Source organism: Mycolicibacterium neoaurum (assembly GCF_036946495.1).
Lineage (GTDB): Bacteria > Actinomycetota > Actinomycetes > Mycobacteriales > Mycobacteriaceae > Mycobacterium > Mycobacterium neoaurum_B.
The window spans coordinates 337314-352979 of record NZ_JAQIIX010000001.1 but is presented as its reverse complement, the minus strand read 5'-3'; the positions used below and the strand labels follow the sequence as shown (position 1 = coordinate 352979).

The following is a 15666-nucleotide window of genomic DNA, read 5'->3' as shown; positions in this document are numbered from 1 at the left end:
TGCCATTCTGAGACCCCGTCAGGACCGGAGCAATGTTTGCGATCACGCTGGCCGCAAAGGACATTCGCCGCACAGGCTCATGATGAGCACAAAGGTATCCGTCCACGCGGACAACTGGCACGGTGGACACCCATGATCGAACTCACCGATGTGACCAAGGTGTACGGACACGGCGAGCAACGTACGGTGGTTCTGGATCGGATCAATTTCCGTGTCGACGCCGGAGAGGTCCTCGCCGTGGTGGGACCCAGCGGCGCAGGGAAAAGCACCCTCGCACAATGCATCAACCTGCTCACCCCGCCCAGCACCGGGTCCGTGGTGGTCAACGGTGAGGACCTGACCACTCTGTCCGCAGGCAAGCTGCGGGTGGCACGGCGCCGAATCGGCACCATCTTCCAGTCATCCGGGCTGCTGGAACGCCGTACCGCAGCCGAGAATGTCGCGCTGCCATTGGATTACCTGGGAGTCACGCCGGCTGAATCCAAGCAGCGGGTCGCCGAGCTGCTCGACCGGGTCGGCCTGTCCGAACGGGCCCAGCACTACCCGTTCCAGCTCTCGGGCGGGCAACGTCAGCGTGTCGGCATCGCCCGGGCACTTGCGCTGCGCCCTGCCGTGCTGTTGTCGGATGAAGCCACCGCAGGTCTCGACCCGACAACCACGCAATCGGTGGTGGAACTGCTGCGCGAGCTTCGCGACGACCTCAACCTGTCAATCGTCTTCATCACCCACGAGATGGATACGGTACTCAAGGTTGCGGACTCGGCAGCTCGGCTCGAGCACGGTCGGATAACCGAATCCGGCTCCCTCGCCGACCTTTTGACAAATCCGGAATCCCGGCTCGGCGCGGACCTGCGACCGGGTGGCGTAGCCGCCTCCCCCGGCGCCGATCAGCATGTCTGGCGCGTCGTATACGACCGACCCGATGTGCCCGCGGACTGGATCAACCGGGCCACCGCCGACCTGGGCGTCCCGCTTGCCGTGCTCGGCGCATCCGTCCAGGTGGTCGCCGGGGTAACCATCGGCACCGCGACCCTGGGCATCCCCGCCGAGGTCAGTGACCAGGTGGTCGACGTGTTGGGCCGGCACGGCCTGTCGGCCACCACCGACAACGATGTCGAGCGGACCCTGGAAGGCGTGGCATGAGCGAATCGCTGCTGGCCAGTTCGAAGGTGCCGCTCAACGAGCTTCCCGCACTGCTGTTTCCGGCGTTGCTCGACACCCTGATCATGGTCGGCATAGTCATGTCGATCGTGGTCGCCGTCGGTATCCCATTGGGCGCACTCATCCACAACCTGGCCCCGGGCGGGCTGTTCGAGAATCCTTCCCTGCACACGACGCTGAGCTGGGTCATCAGCATCGGCCGGTCACTGCCGTTCCTGATCCTGATGGCGGCGATCATGCCGCTCACCCGGTTCATCACCGGCACCAATATCGGCATCGCCGCCGCGGTGGTCCCGATGTCGTTGGCCGGGATCGCGTTCTTCACCCGCATCGTGGAGAACGCGCTGCGCTCGGTTCCGCCGGCGGTGGTACAGGTGGCGCGAGCCTCGGGCGGCTCAAGGTTGCAAGTCATCCGGTCCGCGCAACTCGGTGAGGCGGTGCCGTCCATCATCGGCGGGTTGACCATAAACATCATCGCGATGATCGAGTACTCGGCGATTGCCGGAACGATCGGCGCCGGCGGCATCGGCTATGTCGCCGTCACCTACGGCTACCAGCGGTTCGATCAGGGAGTCATGCTGGCCACCATCGTCATCCTGGTGATCACCGTCGCGGTGGTGCAGCTGACCGGCGACGCGCTGGTGCGGTACACCACCCCGCACCAGCGCGCCCGGGCCTCGGTGCACTGAACGGCCGCACCGTGGTGGACACTACGGTGTGGCTCTTTCCGCAACGGTGTTCAAGGTCGAACTCGGCATCTCCGACGTCGATCACGGTTACTACGCCGATCACATGCTGACCGTGGCACGCCATCCCAGTGAGAACGATGAACGAATGGTGGTGCGCCTGCTGGCGTTCGGGCTACGCGCACACCGACTCGCCGATATCGACGGTGAGCTGGCATTCGGGCCGGGTCTGTCCACCCCGGGCGTACCGGACCTGCGACTCGCGGACTATACGGGCCGGGTCCTGGAGTGGATCAACGTCGGCCAGCCCGACGAACGTGTCCTGTCCAAGGCCGCCGGCCAGGCCGACAAGGTGCTGCTGTTCCCGTTCGCCGCGGGCGTGGCCACCTGGTGGCGCACCGTGGGCGCCAAGGTGGCGGGGTTGGCGAACCTATCGGTGATGCGGATTCCGTACGCACCCGTCCAGCAGCTCGCCCAGAGCGTCGAGCGGCGGATCGCCGCCCAGGTGATGGTGATGGAAGGTGAGGTCACGATGACCGTCGGTGGCGTCGATGCGACCTTCACCCCCGTACCGCTACAGTGACGTCTGACAAGATCAGGATCGCCGTGGGTGGGACTACCGGCCCCTGGCCGGCTGCGCCGATACCGAACCCGACGAGGACGGCACGGTCGACGGTCGGTCGATGATCGTCGAATTCGGGCCGCCCACACGGTAACTGGCGCCCCGATGTTCCGCGGGCAGTCGATCGCCCCGGCCGAGCAGCTTGTGTCGCAGCGTGCCCGGCGCGTACGCCCGCTGATAGGCGCCTCTGGCGGTGAGCACCGGCACCACGTGGTCGATGAAGTCGGCGAACGAACCCGGGGTCACGGCGTAGGCGAGATTGAAACCGTCGACGTCGGTCTCCTGTACCCAATCCTGCAACGCATCGGCCACCCGCTCACCGGACCCGACGAACCGTGGACCGATCCCGCCGATCTTGCCCCACTCGGCGATGTCACGAATCGCCCACTCGCCGCCATCGGGATCGGCGGACTGGAACGCGGCCACCGCAGACAGGATGGCGTTGGAGTCGACGTTGCCGACGGGTTCGTCGAGGCCATAGCGTGCGAGGTCCACGCCCATCCAGCCGGACATGAAAGTCAACGCCCCCTCGGCATCGGCGTAGGACAGGTACTCGGCGTGCTTGGCATGGGCCTCCTCGTCGGTCGCCGCGGTGATGACGGTCGAGAGGTTGAAGATCTTGACCCCGTAGGGATCTCGGCCAGCGAGTTCCAGCTCGCGGCGAATGGTGCTCACGTTCTCGCGCAGGATCGCCTTGGTGGGCGCCGCGGTGAAGATGGCCTCGGCGTTCTCGGCCGCGAAGCGCACACCACGCGGGGACGCGCCGGCTTGGAAGATGACCGGGGTGCGCTGCGGCGACGGTTCGGAGAGATGAATGCCTGGAACGCTGAAATGTCGTCCGTCATGGCCGATGTGGTGCACCTTGGCCGGATCGGTGAACACGCCGTTGACGGTGTCGCGGACGACCGCGTCATCCTCCCAGGAACCCTCCCAGAGCTTGTAGAGCACCTCCAGGTACTCGTCGGCATGGTCATATCGGGCATCGTGTGCGGGCTGGTCGGTCTGGCCCATATTGCGTGCCGCGGCGGGCAGGTAACCGGTGACGACGTTCCAGCCGACCCGTCCCCCGGTGAGGTGCTCCAGGGTGCTGATGCGCCGCGCGAACGGATACGGGTGCTCGAAGCCGGTGCCGGTGGTCACCCCGAAGCCCAGATTCTCGGTGACCAGGGCCATGGCCGACACCAGCAGCAGTGGATCGTTGACCGGTACCTGGGCGGCCTGGCGCACGGCCGACTCGTCGCCTGCGCCATAGACGTCGTAGGTGCCCAGAACATCGGCAAGAAACAGACCGTCGAAGCGGCCCCGCTCGAGCAGCGTGGCCAGCTCTGTCCAGTAGCGGAGGTCCTTGTATCGCCACGACTGGTCCTCGGGGTGCTTCCAGAGTCCCGGAGACTGGTGGGCGACGCAATTCATGTCGAAGGCGTTGAAGCGGATCACACGTGTCACCGGGTCAGCCTGTCGTCTGTGCCGCACCGTGTCAGCGGTTGTGTTCAGCGCGATTCTCAAGGCCGTACCCTGGGCCGGTGGCACGTGCAAACAACCATGCGGTGTGGTCGGTGGCGGTCGCCTGCGGTGTGACGCTGGCAGCTGCCGGGTGCGGCTCCCCCACTGTGATCGACACCGGCGAACCCTGGACCTCGCCGCAATCAGCCTCGCCCACACCGGAATTGCCCGCGCATCGCACGAATCACCAACTCGCCGACGCCGCCGAGTTCTATGTTGCCGGGCCCGGACAGAAGTCATATCACTTCACCACCCCGAGCGGGCGTTGGCAGTGCGCGATAGTCCCGCACACATCCGCAGGGTGCCAGCCGAGCGGCGGATCTGCGCTGTCGATCACCGGCGCGCCCGAGGAAGTTCCCGGGCCCGACGGCGAGCCGACCGCGCCCAACACCATCCTGATCGACCGACACGGTGATGCCCAGTTCGTGGCGGCAGATCCGGACTCGTACGCCGTCACCCCGGGCCCGGCGGTGACGCTCCCGTTCGGGCAGGTGCTGATGGTCGCGGGATTCCGTTGCAACGTGCAGGAGACCACCGGCATCTCGTGCGGCAGTGAGACCAGCGCACGGGGTTTCACCTTTTCCGCCGACGGCTATCTGCCGGTGTACACCGATGTCGCCCACTGAGGGCTGAGCCCGCCGTGTCACGATGACCGGCATGACCGATGTGCACCCGTTCTGGATCGATGTCAGCGACGAGGCCCTGCAGGACCTGTGTCGGCGACTGACCGAGACACGTTGGCCCGATGCAGAATGCGTGGACGACTGGAGCCAGGGCATCCCGCTTGCCTACACCCGCGATCTCGCCGCGTACTGGGCCGAGGGCTACGACTGGCGGGCGCGCGAACGGGCGCTGAACCGCTTTGCGCAGTTCCGCACCGTCGTCGACGGTCTGGACATCCACTTCATCCACCAGCGTTCGCCGCATGCCGAGGCGCTGCCGTTGATCATCACCCACGGGTGGCCCGGGTCGGTCGTCGAATTCGCCAAGATCATCGAACCGCTGACCGACCCCACCGCCCACGGCGGCCGCGCCGAAGATGCTTTCCACGTGGTATGCCCGTCGCTGCCGGGTTACGGATTCTCCGGTAAGCCCACCACCACCGGATGGGGGGTCGAGCGCATCGCGCTGGCCTGGGACGCTCTGATGCAGCGCCTCGGCTACCCGACCTACGTGGCCCAGGGTGGCGACTGGGGTGCGGCGGTCACCACCCAGATCGGACGAAACGGGCTGGGCTGCAAAGCGATCCACACCAATATGGCCATCGGCAAGCCGACCGAGGCCAGTCTGCGCAACCCGTCGGAGGACGATCAACGAGCCTTCGCTGCCATGAAGCACTACAGGAAGTGGGAAGCCGGGTACTCCAAGCAACAGTCGACCCGTCCGCAGACCATCGGCTACGGCCTCGTCGACTCACCGGTGGCCTTGCTGGCCTGGATCGTCGAGAAGTTCTGGTCCTGGAGCGATTGCGACGGCCATCCCGAGAACGTCTTCAGTCGTGACGAGCTGCTGGACAACGTGATGCTGTATTGGATAGGCGGCACCGGAGCCTCCGCAGCGCGGCTGTATTGGGAGAGCTTCGCCGCGTTCGGGCCGCGCGAACCGGTCAGGGTGCCCACCGGTATCGCCGAGTTCCCCAAGGAGATCCTGCGCTCACCGCGGGCGTGGTGCGAGGCGCACTACAACATCACCCGGTGGACCACGATGCCGCGCGGCGGCCACTTCGCCGCCTTCGAACAACCCGAGTTGCTCGTCGAGGACGTCCGCGCCTTCTTCAGGACCGTGCGCGGCTGAGATACCGGTAGCTGCCGTACAGCACCGCCGCGACCGCGAAGTTCACGAAGTAGGCGATATCGGCGCCGTGCCAAGCGGTGGCGACCGGACCGGCGATGAGGGTCGTGTTCATGAAGGGAACGGCTGCGGCGTAGGAGATGACGAACACGGCCACCGCGGCGATCGCGTCGCTGCGCGTGGTTCGGGCGGCGGCCACGTCGACGAAGGCGCCCGCCGACCGTGTGCGCAGGACCCAATCGATGCCGATCACGGCAACGAAGGCCGGGATCCAGTAGCCGATCAGCAGCAGCACGTCGAGAAATCGCGTTGCCGTGTCCGCCGCCTGCAACCACAGGATAAGGAAGAAGGCACACACGGTGACCAGGACCGCCGAGATCGGACGCCGTACCCGGACCCCGAGGGTCTGCAGCGCGAGCGATCCGGAGTAGTCGTTCATGACCCCGGAGCCCACCGACGCCAAGGCGATGACGAGCAGGGCGACCGCGCCCAACGCGCCACCACCCATGACATCACGCACGCCCTCGGCGGTGTGATCGCCGAGCACACCGGCCGCGGCGATGCCGATGCCTTGGACGAACACGTAGGCGAGCACCATGCCCGCGAAGGTGTAACCGAACACCCGCGCCCGCGACGACTCGACCGGAAGATACCGACTGAAGTCCGCCGCATAGCTCGCCCACGAGATGGTCAGGCTGAGCGCAATCGTCACCTCCATGACGAATGCACCGACCAGGTCGGCGCCTGACAGTGTCGTCGGGGTGACGATCTGGTGTCCGTGCACCAGGTTGATCGCGAAGACCACGAACATGGCGAACAGCACGACCGTCAGCACCGCCTGCAGCCGGTGGATGAGCTCATATCCGATGAATCCGACGGCGCCCTGCACGGCCAGCACGATCAACACGGCGATCCAGAACGGGATGTCCAGAAGCAACGCCAGTGCCTGGCCGCCGAACAAACCGACCAGGGCGTCCCAGGCGATCGAGGAGAGCCACTGCAGCGCGGCGGGCACGGCGACCCCGGATCCGAACGCCAACCGGGCGCCGGGCAGCTGGGCGGTTCCGGTGCGCGGGCCCCACGTCGACAGATAGGCCACCACCAGACCGCCCAGTACCGTGCCGATGACCATCGCCAGCAGGCCCAACCAGAACCCGAGGCCGAGCAGGATCGCCAGGGTTCCGGTGAAGACGCCGGTCATGTTCACCTGCGGGGCGAACCACACCGTGAAGAGGCGGGCCGGTGAACCGTATCGCTTGTCCGGTGCCACCGGGGCGATGCCGTGTGTCTCCACCGAAAGATCCCCGACACCGCTGGGTGATCGACCGGTGAACGAGGGTGAGGTCAGCGATCGATTCGTGGTCGGAGTGGCCCCCGAGCTGTTGCCGGTCATGGCAGTATTCGACCACGCCGCGTCCGCCACCAGGCGGCGGCCCGATTCCGACACCGATGGCCGTCAACCCATCAGCGCAGCGGAATCTGACCTCTTGCGCCGTGGAACCTATGGAATCCATTGTCGGAATGTAAATTCGTTGCGGAATCGCTTGCGAAGGTCAGTGTGATGGGCGATTGTTGACCTACCGACCGCAATGCTGAGGAGGCCCAGTCCTGTCCGGTACAGACACCACCGCCGCGGACCCTGACACTGGCGAGGGCGGAGCGACGCTGCGCAAGGGCGATCCCGTCATCGAGATCGACCATGTGGTCAAGCGCTTCGACGACTACATTGCCGTCGCCGACGCGGACTTCACGATCGCCTCGGGCGAGTTCTTCTCGATGCTGGGCCCGTCGGGCTGCGGCAAGACCACGACGCTGCGCATGATCGCCGGTTTCGAGACCCCCACCGAGGGCGCTATCAGGCTCGAGGGCGTCGACGTCTCCAAGGTTCCGCCGCACAAACGCAACGTCAACACGGTCTTCCAGCACTACGCACTGTTCCCGCACATGACCGTCTGGGACAACATCGCCTATGGGCCGCGCAGCATGAAGCTGGACAAGACCAAGGGCAAAGGGGAGATCGCCCGCCGCGTCGACGAGATCATCGAGATCGTCCGCCTCACCGATTTCGCCCAACGCAAACCCGCCCAGCTTTCCGGCGGGCAGCAACAGCGCGTCGCACTGGCCCGGGCACTGGTCAACTATCCGAGCGCCTTGCTGCTCGACGAACCCCTCGGCGCGCTAGATCTCAAACTGCGCCACGCGATGCAATTCGAGCTCAAACGTATCCAGCGCGAAATCGGGATCACCTTCATCTACGTCACCCATGACCAAGAAGAAGCACTGACGATGAGTGACCGCATCGCGGTCATGAACGCCGGAAATGTCGAGCAGATCGGGACACCCGCCGATATCTACGACCGCCCGGCCACCGTGTTCGTCGCGGGATTCATCGGACAGGCCAACCTGTGGGCCGGCCGCCAGACCGGTCGGGTCAACCGTGATCACGTCGAGATCGAGGTGCTGGGCACCCGACTCAAATCCCGACCCGGCGAGACCGCCATCGAATCCGGCGGTCACGCCACGCTGATGATCCGTCCGGAACGGGTGCGGGTATCGGCCGACGAGCCGACCGGTGACCTTGCCGTCGTGCGGGGCACCGTGCGCGATCTGACGTTCCAGGGCCCCGTCGTGCGATTGGCCGTGGCGGCACCCGACGACTCGACCATCGTCGCGCACGTCGGTCCCGAACAGGATCTGCCGATGTTGCGCCCCGGCGACCCGGTGTATGTCAGCTGGTCCCCGGAAGCGTCCCTGGTTCTGCCCGCCGCCGACATCCCCACTACCGAGGATCTCGAAGAAATGCTCGACGAATCCTGACCCGCGCGTTCACGTTCCTCCCTCCCGACGAAAGGCCAAGTATGTCCCACGAGATCGATCCCCGACTGCTGTCCCGACTGGCGGCCAACCGCACCAGCCGGCGGCGGTTCATCGGTGGCAGTGCTGCCACCGCAGCGGCGGCGATCCTCGGCTCGTCGTTCCTGGCAGCGTGCGGATCCGACAGCGGCAGCTCATCCTCGGGATCGTCGGACACCGGTGAGACCTCCAGCGACACCCTGCGCATCTCCAACTGGCCGTTGTACATGGCCGACGGTTTCATCGCGGCGTTCCAGACGGCCTCCGGCCTGACCATCGACTACAAAGAGGATTTCAACGACAACGAGCAGTGGTTCGCCAAGGTCAAGGAGCCACTGTCGCGCAAACAGGACATCGGTGCCGACCTGGTCGTGCCGACCGAGTTCATGGCCGCCCGGGTCAAGGGTCTGAACTGGCTCAACGAGATCAGCGATGCCGGCGTTCCCAACCGTAAGAACCTGCGTCAGGATCTGCTGGACTCCAAGGTGGACCCGGGCCGAAAGTTCACCGCTCCCTACATGACCGGCATGGTCGGCCTGGCCTACAACCGCGCCGCCACCGGCCGCGACATCCGCTCGATCGACGACCTCTGGGATCCCGCCTTCAAGGGGCGGGTCAGCCTGTTCTCCGATGTGCAGGACGGCCTCGGGATGATCATGCTCTCGCAAGGCAACTCGCCGGAGAATCCCAGCACCGAGTCGATCACCAAGGCCGTCGACCTGGTCCGGGAGCAGAAGGACCGTGGGCAGATCCGCCGGTTCACCGGCAACGATTACGCCGATGATCTCGCCGCCGGCAATATCGCCGTGGCACAGGCGTATTCCGGTGACGTCGTGCAGTTGCAGGCCGACAATCCGGACCTGCAGTTCATCGTCCCGGAGTCCGGTGGCGACTGGTTCATCGACACCATGGTCATCCCCTACACCACCCAGAACCAGAAGGGTGCCGAGGCCTGGATCGACTACGTCTACGACCGGGCCAACTATGCCAAGCTGGTGGCGTTCACCCAGTTCGTGCCCGCCCTGTCGGATATGACCGACGAACTGGCGAAGGTCGATCCGGCCGCGGCGAAGAACCCCTTGATCAACCCGTCACCCGAGGTGCAGGCGAACCTGAAATCCTGGGCCGCGCTGACCGACGAGCAGACCCAGGAATTCAACACCCTCTACGCCGCGGTCACCGGTGGCTGATCACCCCACGGCACGGCGGAGGCGAGGAGCATAGATGGCAGGAGTCGCCGCGAGCAGCAGGCAGCGCAGCAAGATCGCCCCGTATCTGATGATCTTGCCCGCGTTGGCCTATCTCGCCATCTTCTTCGTGGTGCCGTTCGTGACGCTGGCCCGCACGTCGTTGTCATCATCGGGTGGATCGGTGTATCTGCCGACGCTGACCTTCGACTGGAATTTCGGCAACTTCGTCGATGCGTTCATGCTCTACAAGGACCCGATCCTGCGGTCCTTCGGCTACGCGGCAATGGCGACGGTGCTGTGCCTGCTGCTCGCCTTCCCGCTGGCATATGTCATCGCGTTCAAGGCGGGTCGGTTCAAGAATCTGATCCTGGGTCTGGTCATCCTGCCCTTCTTCGTGACCTTCCTGATCCGCACCATCGCCTGGAAGACGATCCTGGCCGACGAGGGTTGGGTGGTCAGCGCACTGGGTTCGATCGGTCTGCTACCCGATGAGGGGCGGCTGCTCTCGACGAGCTGGGCGGTGATCGGTGGCCTGACCTACAACTGGATCATCTTCATGATCCTCCCGCTGTACGTGAGCCTGGAGAAGATCGATCCACGACTGCTCGAGGCGTCCAGAGATCTGTATTCCGGTGGCACACGCAGCTTCCGGAAGGTGATCCTGCCCCTGTCACTGCCGGGCGTGCTCGCCGGCAGCATGCTGGTGTTCATTCCCGCGGTGGGTGACTTCATCAACGCCGATTATCTGGGCAGCACCCAGACCACGATGATCGGCAACGTGATCCAGAAACAGTTCCTTGTCGTCAAGGACTATCCGGCGGCGGCCGCGCTGAGCCTGGGCCTGATGGGCCTGATCCTGGTCGGGGTCATTCTCTACACGCGGGCACTCGGAACGGAGGATCTGGTATGACCGCCGTACAGCGGCCGTCGACCCCTGAGGCCGGTCATCGGCATTCGCCGAAGACCGTGCGGCCGCGCCCGAAGTGGGGTGACTACTCGTTGCGGATCGTTGCGGGACTGGTGCTGCTGTATCTCTTCCTGCCGATCGCCGTCATCGTGGCGTTTTCATTCAACAAGCCGGCGGGCAAGTTCAACTACACCTGGCAGGGTTTCACCCTGGACAACTGGCTCGACCCGTTCAAGTACCCCGCCCTCACCGATGCCCTCAAGCTCAGCCTGGAGATCGCACTCATCTCCACACTGATCGCCCTCGTACTCGGCTCACTGCTGGCGATCGCTCTGGTGCGGCAACGCTTTCGCGGGTACCGCGCAGTGGACACCTTCGTGATCCTGCCGCTGACCGCGCCCGAGGTGGTGATGGGAGCCTCGCTGTTGACGCTGTTCCTGGACCTCGGGTGGGCTGCCGGTTACACGACGATCCTGATCGCCCATGTCGCCTTCGAGGTGAGCTTCATCGCGATGACGGTCCGGGCCCGGGTCCGCGGGTTCGACTGGACGCTCGAAGACGCGTCGATGGACCTCGGTGCCAGTCCGTTGCGGACCTTCTTCAAGGTGACCCTGCCACTGATCGTGCCCGGCATCGTGGCGGCGGGGATGTTGTCGTTCGCCCTGTCGCTCGACGACTTCATCGTCACGTACTTCGTCAGCGGGTCGACGGTCACCTACCCGCTGTACGTCAACGCCGCGGTGAAAGCCGCCGTGCCGCCGCAGATCAACGTGCTGGCCACCGCCATTCTGGTGATCAGCCTGATCCTGTTGGCCGTCGGCACGCTGTACCGGCGCAAGGTCAAGGTGTAAGTATCAGCGAGACCCGTTGGCAGTCAACGATCAGCGGGTGCGCTCGGGGAACCGGTCGTTGCGAAAGTCGATCTGAGCCGCGGCATTGCTGACGGCGGTGACCATACCTGAGCCGATCGGGCCGTGACTGTCGAAAAGTGTCGAGGTACCGACCGCTATTCCGTCGGCCGCCCAATGCGAATCGGCCTGCACACCGATCCACTCATCGCGCGGTAACCGTGCCAACGCCACGGTGAGATCACCGTTGATATAGCCGACACCCGCGGTGCCGAGGTTGGTGACCAGGCTCGTTCCTTCGGCGACCATCGCGGCCCGCACGAACGGTGAATTGCGCACGCCCTCGACGACGTCGATCGGCCTGTTCAGCATCCGCTTGCGTGCGGTGTTCTGGTGGTCGGCGATCGCACCGGTCCACCCCAACGCATCGCTACCGATCCCTATGCCCCGTTCTTCGTCGCGCACGACCGGCATCTCGAAATCGGTCGTGCCGAACCACTCCTCGCCGCGCGGCGGCTCGGACCGGCGGTACTGGACCAGTATCGCGTGCACCACCGTGACCCCCTCCTGGATCAGCTCGCACTCGGAATTGCGTACCCGCCTGCCGTCGCGCACCATGGTCAGCTTGACGACGGTGGGTACCCCACGGGCCGCCTTGAACAGGTCAACGGTCAGGCGCGCGGGCAGGAAATCCGGTTCACCGAACTGGTTTTCCAGGCAGCCGGCCGCCAACCCGACCAGGGCGGGACCGTTCAGGTGGTCATCCCCCCAGTGACTCTGCGCATACCCGGTGGGCACGAAGGCATCGTGGTCGCCCCTGCTGAAATGAAACGGTCGTTCGGTCACTTTCGCATCGTCGCACGAGGACCGCGACGGCCACCCAGCGGATCAGGTGGACGGTCGCGCGGCCAGCATGTCGTCGGCCGGTTCGTCCCAACGGTCCAGGTTGACAGCGTGCGTCAGCGGACGTCGCCGCAACCTGCCGTGACGGCCTTTCGGCCAACCCACCACGATGTGCCCACCCAACATCCAGTCGTCGGGAACGCCGACGGCATCCCGCAGAATCTTCTCGCCACCGTAGGACGCCCAGCTGGTCAGGCAGGCACCCAGACCCTGCGCTCGCGCGGCGAGCAGGAAGTTCTGGATGGCCGGGAAGATCGATCCGCCGAGCAGCAATTCGGATGCTGTCGGAAAGCGCTTCTGCGCGAACAAGACCGACGTGAATTCCGTAGCGCGGTCGTGCAGTTCGTAGGTCGCCCTGGTGTTGCGGGCAATCAGGTCGGTCTCCTGATCGGTGGGGCGGGTCATCCCGTAGACCGGCTCGACGATCGCGAGAACGTGGCGTGCGGCCTCGGCCACCACCGCCCGCTGCTCGGGCGAACGCAGCACGATGAACCGCCAGGCCTGGGCATTGGCACCCGACGGGGCCCAGCTGGCGGCCTCCAGGCATCGAGTCAGGGTGGTGTCGTCGACCGGTTCGTCGGTGAATCTGCGAATCGTCCGCGCTGTCGACAGCACCTCCCAGATGTCACTGCTCGCTGAGGCCATCTGCGCACCCTAGCCTGCGCCCGCCGACGGGATGGTGGGTCCGGCGAGTCGCACAGGCATGGCGGATCTGCGCGCACGGCCCATGCATCCACGGAACCGAGTAGGTTCATCGACATGACCACAGGTGGATTCGACCCACAATCAACCAACTACGCTGCGTCCGGGCGCGTTCCCGGCGGCCTGCTCGCTCGCTGGCTCGCGCGCGTCATCGACGGCATCCTGATCGCCATCGTCTCGTTCCTGTCGGCCTTCGCCACCGACTCGCTGGAGAGCATCTGGGTGACCGGTCTGTTCACCGGACTGCTGACCTTCGTCTACTACGTCGCCTTCGAGGTGACCCAGGGCTGGACGCCGGGCAAGAAGGTGCTCGGCCTGAGCGTGAACGGCGCGGGTGATGGCGGAAAGCCGACCTTGCAGCAATCGGCCATCCGCAATGCGTTCACGTTGCTGCCGATCATTCCGCTGATCGGCGGACTGCTCGGCGTGATCGCCATCCTGGTGATCGCGGTGACCATCAACAGCAGCCCCACCAAGCAGGGCAAGCACGATGAGCTCGCCGGTGGCACGCAGGTCGTCAAGAACTGATATCGACGAAAGCGCCCGAATCCGAGTGGATTCGGGCGCTTTCGTCGTACCGGGGTCAGATGAACAGGTCGAGGATCAACACCACCACGAGGCCGGAGACCGACAGCACGGTTTCCATGATCGACCAGGACTTGATCGTCTGTCCCACACTGAGTTTGAAGTACTCCTTGACCAACCAGAAGCCGGCGTCGTTGACGTGAGAGAAGAACAGCGAGCCCGCGCCGACGGCCAGCACGATCAGCGACACCTCGCCCGAGCTCATACCCTCGATCAATCCGATCATCAACGACGATGCGGTGATCGTGGCGACGGTGGCCGATCCGGTGGCCAGTCTGATCGCCACCGCCAGACCCCAGGCCAACAGCACCACCGAGATATTGGTGCCCTCGGCCAGATTCTTGAGGGCGGTACCGATTCCGGTATCGACCAACACCTCCTTGAAGCCGCCGCCGGCGGCCACGATCAGGATGATGCCTGCGACCGGCGGCAACCCGGATTCGACGCATCTGGTGATCTCGGTCCGGGTCATCCCACCACCGCGCCCCAGCGTCACCATGCCGACGATGACCGCGATCAGCAGGGCGATCAGCGGTGTACCGAGCGTGTCGAAGACCTGCCGGAACCACTGGCCCTCGTCGGCGATGAAGATGTCCACCAACGCCTTGCCCAGCATCAGCACGACCGGCAGTAGCACGCTGAACAGCGTGATCGCGAAGGACGGACGGCGACTCTGGTCTCGGTCGGCGGACTCGTCGGCGTCGAAGGTGTCCGGGGCGCCGACCACGACCCATCTACCCGCCAGCTTGCCGAACAGCGGACCCGCGACCACGATCGTCGGGATCGCCACCGCGACGCCGAGCGCCAGGGTCAGGCCGAGGTCGGCGCCAAGGTAACCGATGGCCGCCAGCGGTCCCGGGTGCGGCGGGACGAAACCGTGCATGGCCGACAGTCCGGCCAGCGCCGGGATCCCGACGGTGATCAGCGACAGACCGGACCGGCGGGCCACCAGGTAGATGACCGGCATCAGCAGCACCAAGCCGATCTCGAAGAACATCGGCAGACCGATGATCGCGCCGACCAGCGCCATGGCCCACGGCAACATACGCGGTGACGACCGACCGATGATGGTGTCGACGATCTGGTCGGCACCGCCGGAGTCGGCGAGCAATTTCGCGAACATGGCGCCGAGCGCGATGAGGATGCCGACACTGGCCGCGGTCTTACCGAAGCCGTTGGAGAACGAGGTCAGTACCGTCGCGAATTCCTCACCGGCCACCACCCCGACCGTCACCGCCCCGAAGATCAACCCCAGGAACGGGTTCAGCTTCACCACCGTGATCAGCACGACGATGACAGCGATACCGGCCAGGAAGGCCAGCATCAGGTGTGGGGTGGAGGCAACGGGTTCGACGAGTTTCGGCGCGTCCGCGAGCACGGTATTCATCAGGCCTCCAGTCCGGTCCGGGAAACGTATTCGTCGACAATCGAATCGATGCTCTTGCCGACGTCGATGGTCTCGCCGTTCTCATCGGCGGCGAGTGGTTCGAGGGTGTCGAACTGAGACGCCAGCAGTGATGCGGGCATGAAGTGTCCGGGCCTGCTGGCCTGTCGGGCTCCGATGACCTCCGGGGTGCCACTGAGGTGAAGGAACCGCACGCTCGGGCAGTGGGTGCGCAGCTGGTCGCGGTAACGCTGCTTGAGCGCCGAACAGCTCATCACACCTCCGGTGCTGCACCGCTCTTCCAGCCAGTCCCCGATCGCCTCCAGCCACGGGTGGCGGTCTGCGTCGTCCAGAGGTTCGCCGGCGGTCATCTTGGCGATGTTGGCCGGCGGGTGGAAGTCGTCTGCGTCGGCGAACGGGACCCGCAGCCGCTGCGCGAGCGCGGCACCGACGGTCGATTTGCCCGATCCTGAAACGCCCATCACCACGGTTGGTGCCGTCATGTCCCCTACCGATGTCTTACTGTGTCTG

General features: G+C 65.3%; 16 protein-coding genes. 10 read left to right on the top strand and 6 right to left on the bottom strand.

Translation table 11 applies throughout. The features are described 5' to 3' along the window. The first annotated feature begins 132 nt into the window (after positions 1–132). From PGN27_RS01555 to PGN27_RS01545, 3 genes are read left to right on the top strand one after another with little or no spacing between them, the layout of a single operon-like run. A complete protein-coding gene (locus PGN27_RS01555) occupies positions 133–1143 on the top strand; it encodes a methionine ABC transporter ATP-binding protein (protein ID WP_335324503.1) in 1011 nt (336 codons plus the stop codon). Further along, on the top strand, positions 1140–1850 hold the full coding sequence (locus PGN27_RS01550) for a methionine ABC transporter permease (RefSeq protein ID WP_335324502.1): 711 nt from the start codon (positions 1140–1142) through the stop codon (positions 1848–1850). Before PGN27_RS01555 ends, PGN27_RS01550 begins: the two co-directional genes overlap by 4 nt. 28 nt (positions 1851–1878) lie before the next feature. After that, on the top strand, positions 1879–2430 hold the full coding sequence (locus tag PGN27_RS01545; protein ID WP_335324501.1) for a YaeQ family protein: 552 nt from the start codon (positions 1879–1881) through the stop codon (positions 2428–2430). A 33-nt stretch (positions 2431–2463) separates the two neighbouring features. On the opposite strand, the gene PGN27_RS01540 is transcribed toward PGN27_RS01545, so the two are convergent. Then, entirely contained in the window at positions 2464–3915 is a 1452-nt protein-coding gene (locus PGN27_RS01540; RefSeq protein ID WP_335324500.1) for an LLM class flavin-dependent oxidoreductase, read from the bottom strand. Positions 3916–3992: 77 nt separating this feature from the next. Here PGN27_RS01540 and PGN27_RS01535 point away from each other — a divergent pair, with 77 nt between their 5' ends. Continuing rightward, positions 3993–4598: a hypothetical protein gene (locus PGN27_RS01535; RefSeq protein ID WP_335324499.1), complete on the top strand. Its 606-nt coding sequence runs from the start codon at positions 3993–3995 to the stop codon at positions 4596–4598. A gap of 40 nt (positions 4599–4638) precedes the next feature. Further along, complete coding sequence (locus PGN27_RS01530; RefSeq protein WP_418888544.1) at positions 4639–5766, top strand: epoxide hydrolase family protein; 1128 nt, start codon at positions 4639–4641, stop codon at positions 5764–5766. Here PGN27_RS01530 and PGN27_RS01525 read toward each other — a convergent pair. Next, entirely contained in the window at positions 5747–7156 is a 1410-nt protein-coding gene (locus tag PGN27_RS01525) for a purine-cytosine permease family protein (protein ID WP_335324497.1), read from the bottom strand. The two genes, PGN27_RS01530 and PGN27_RS01525, sit on opposite strands and share 20 nt — an antisense overlap. 272 nt (positions 7157–7428) lie before the next feature. Here PGN27_RS01525 and PGN27_RS01520 point away from each other — a divergent pair, with 272 nt between their 5' ends. From PGN27_RS01520 to PGN27_RS01505, 4 genes are read left to right on the top strand one after another with little or no spacing between them, the layout of a single operon-like run. Continuing rightward, positions 7429–8580, top strand: coding sequence for an ABC transporter ATP-binding protein (locus tag PGN27_RS01520; protein WP_418888543.1), 1152 nt, complete (start codon positions 7429–7431; stop codon positions 8578–8580). Positions 8581–8621: 41 nt separating this feature from the next. Continuing rightward, positions 8622–9806 (top strand): polyamine ABC transporter substrate-binding protein, encoded by a 1185-nt coding sequence (locus PGN27_RS01515; RefSeq protein ID WP_335324495.1) that lies wholly within the window; start codon positions 8622–8624, stop codon positions 9804–9806. Positions 9807–9840: 34 nt separating this feature from the next. Further along, positions 9841–10716, top strand: coding sequence for an ABC transporter permease (locus PGN27_RS01510; protein WP_335324494.1), 876 nt, complete (start codon positions 9841–9843; stop codon positions 10714–10716). After that, a complete protein-coding gene (locus PGN27_RS01505) occupies positions 10713–11564 on the top strand; it encodes an ABC transporter permease (protein WP_335324493.1) in 852 nt (283 codons plus the stop codon). The genes PGN27_RS01510 and PGN27_RS01505 overlap by 4 nt, the downstream gene beginning before the upstream one ends. 30 nt (positions 11565–11594) lie before the next feature. Here the strand turns inward: PGN27_RS01505 and PGN27_RS01500 are convergent, their stop codons facing one another. After that, positions 11595–12407 (bottom strand): acyl-CoA thioesterase domain-containing protein, encoded by an 813-nt coding sequence (locus tag PGN27_RS01500; protein ID WP_335324492.1) that lies wholly within the window; start codon positions 12405–12407, stop codon positions 11595–11597. Positions 12408–12449: 42 nt separating this feature from the next. Then, on the bottom strand, positions 12450–13109 hold the full coding sequence (locus tag PGN27_RS01495) for a nitroreductase family protein (RefSeq protein ID WP_335324491.1): 660 nt from the start codon (positions 13107–13109) through the stop codon (positions 12450–12452). Positions 13110–13223: 114 nt separating this feature from the next. Between PGN27_RS01495 and PGN27_RS01490 the strand changes: the two genes are divergently transcribed. Beyond that, entirely contained in the window at positions 13224–13694 is a 471-nt protein-coding gene (locus PGN27_RS01490) for an RDD family protein (RefSeq protein ID WP_335324490.1), read from the top strand. Between the two features lie 55 nt (positions 13695–13749). On the opposite strand, the gene PGN27_RS01485 is transcribed toward PGN27_RS01490, so the two are convergent. Together PGN27_RS01485 and PGN27_RS01480 are read right to left on the bottom strand one after the other, a co-directional pair. Next, entirely contained in the window at positions 13750–15138 is a 1389-nt protein-coding gene (locus PGN27_RS01485) for a GntP family permease (RefSeq protein WP_335324489.1), read from the bottom strand. Beyond that, the gene (locus PGN27_RS01480; RefSeq protein WP_335324488.1) at positions 15138–15638 is read right to left on the bottom strand and encodes a gluconokinase; all 501 of its coding nucleotides are present in this window, start codon (positions 15636–15638) and stop codon (positions 15138–15140) included. Before PGN27_RS01480 ends, PGN27_RS01485 begins: the two co-directional genes overlap by 1 nt. Positions 15639–15666 lie beyond the last annotated feature (28 nt).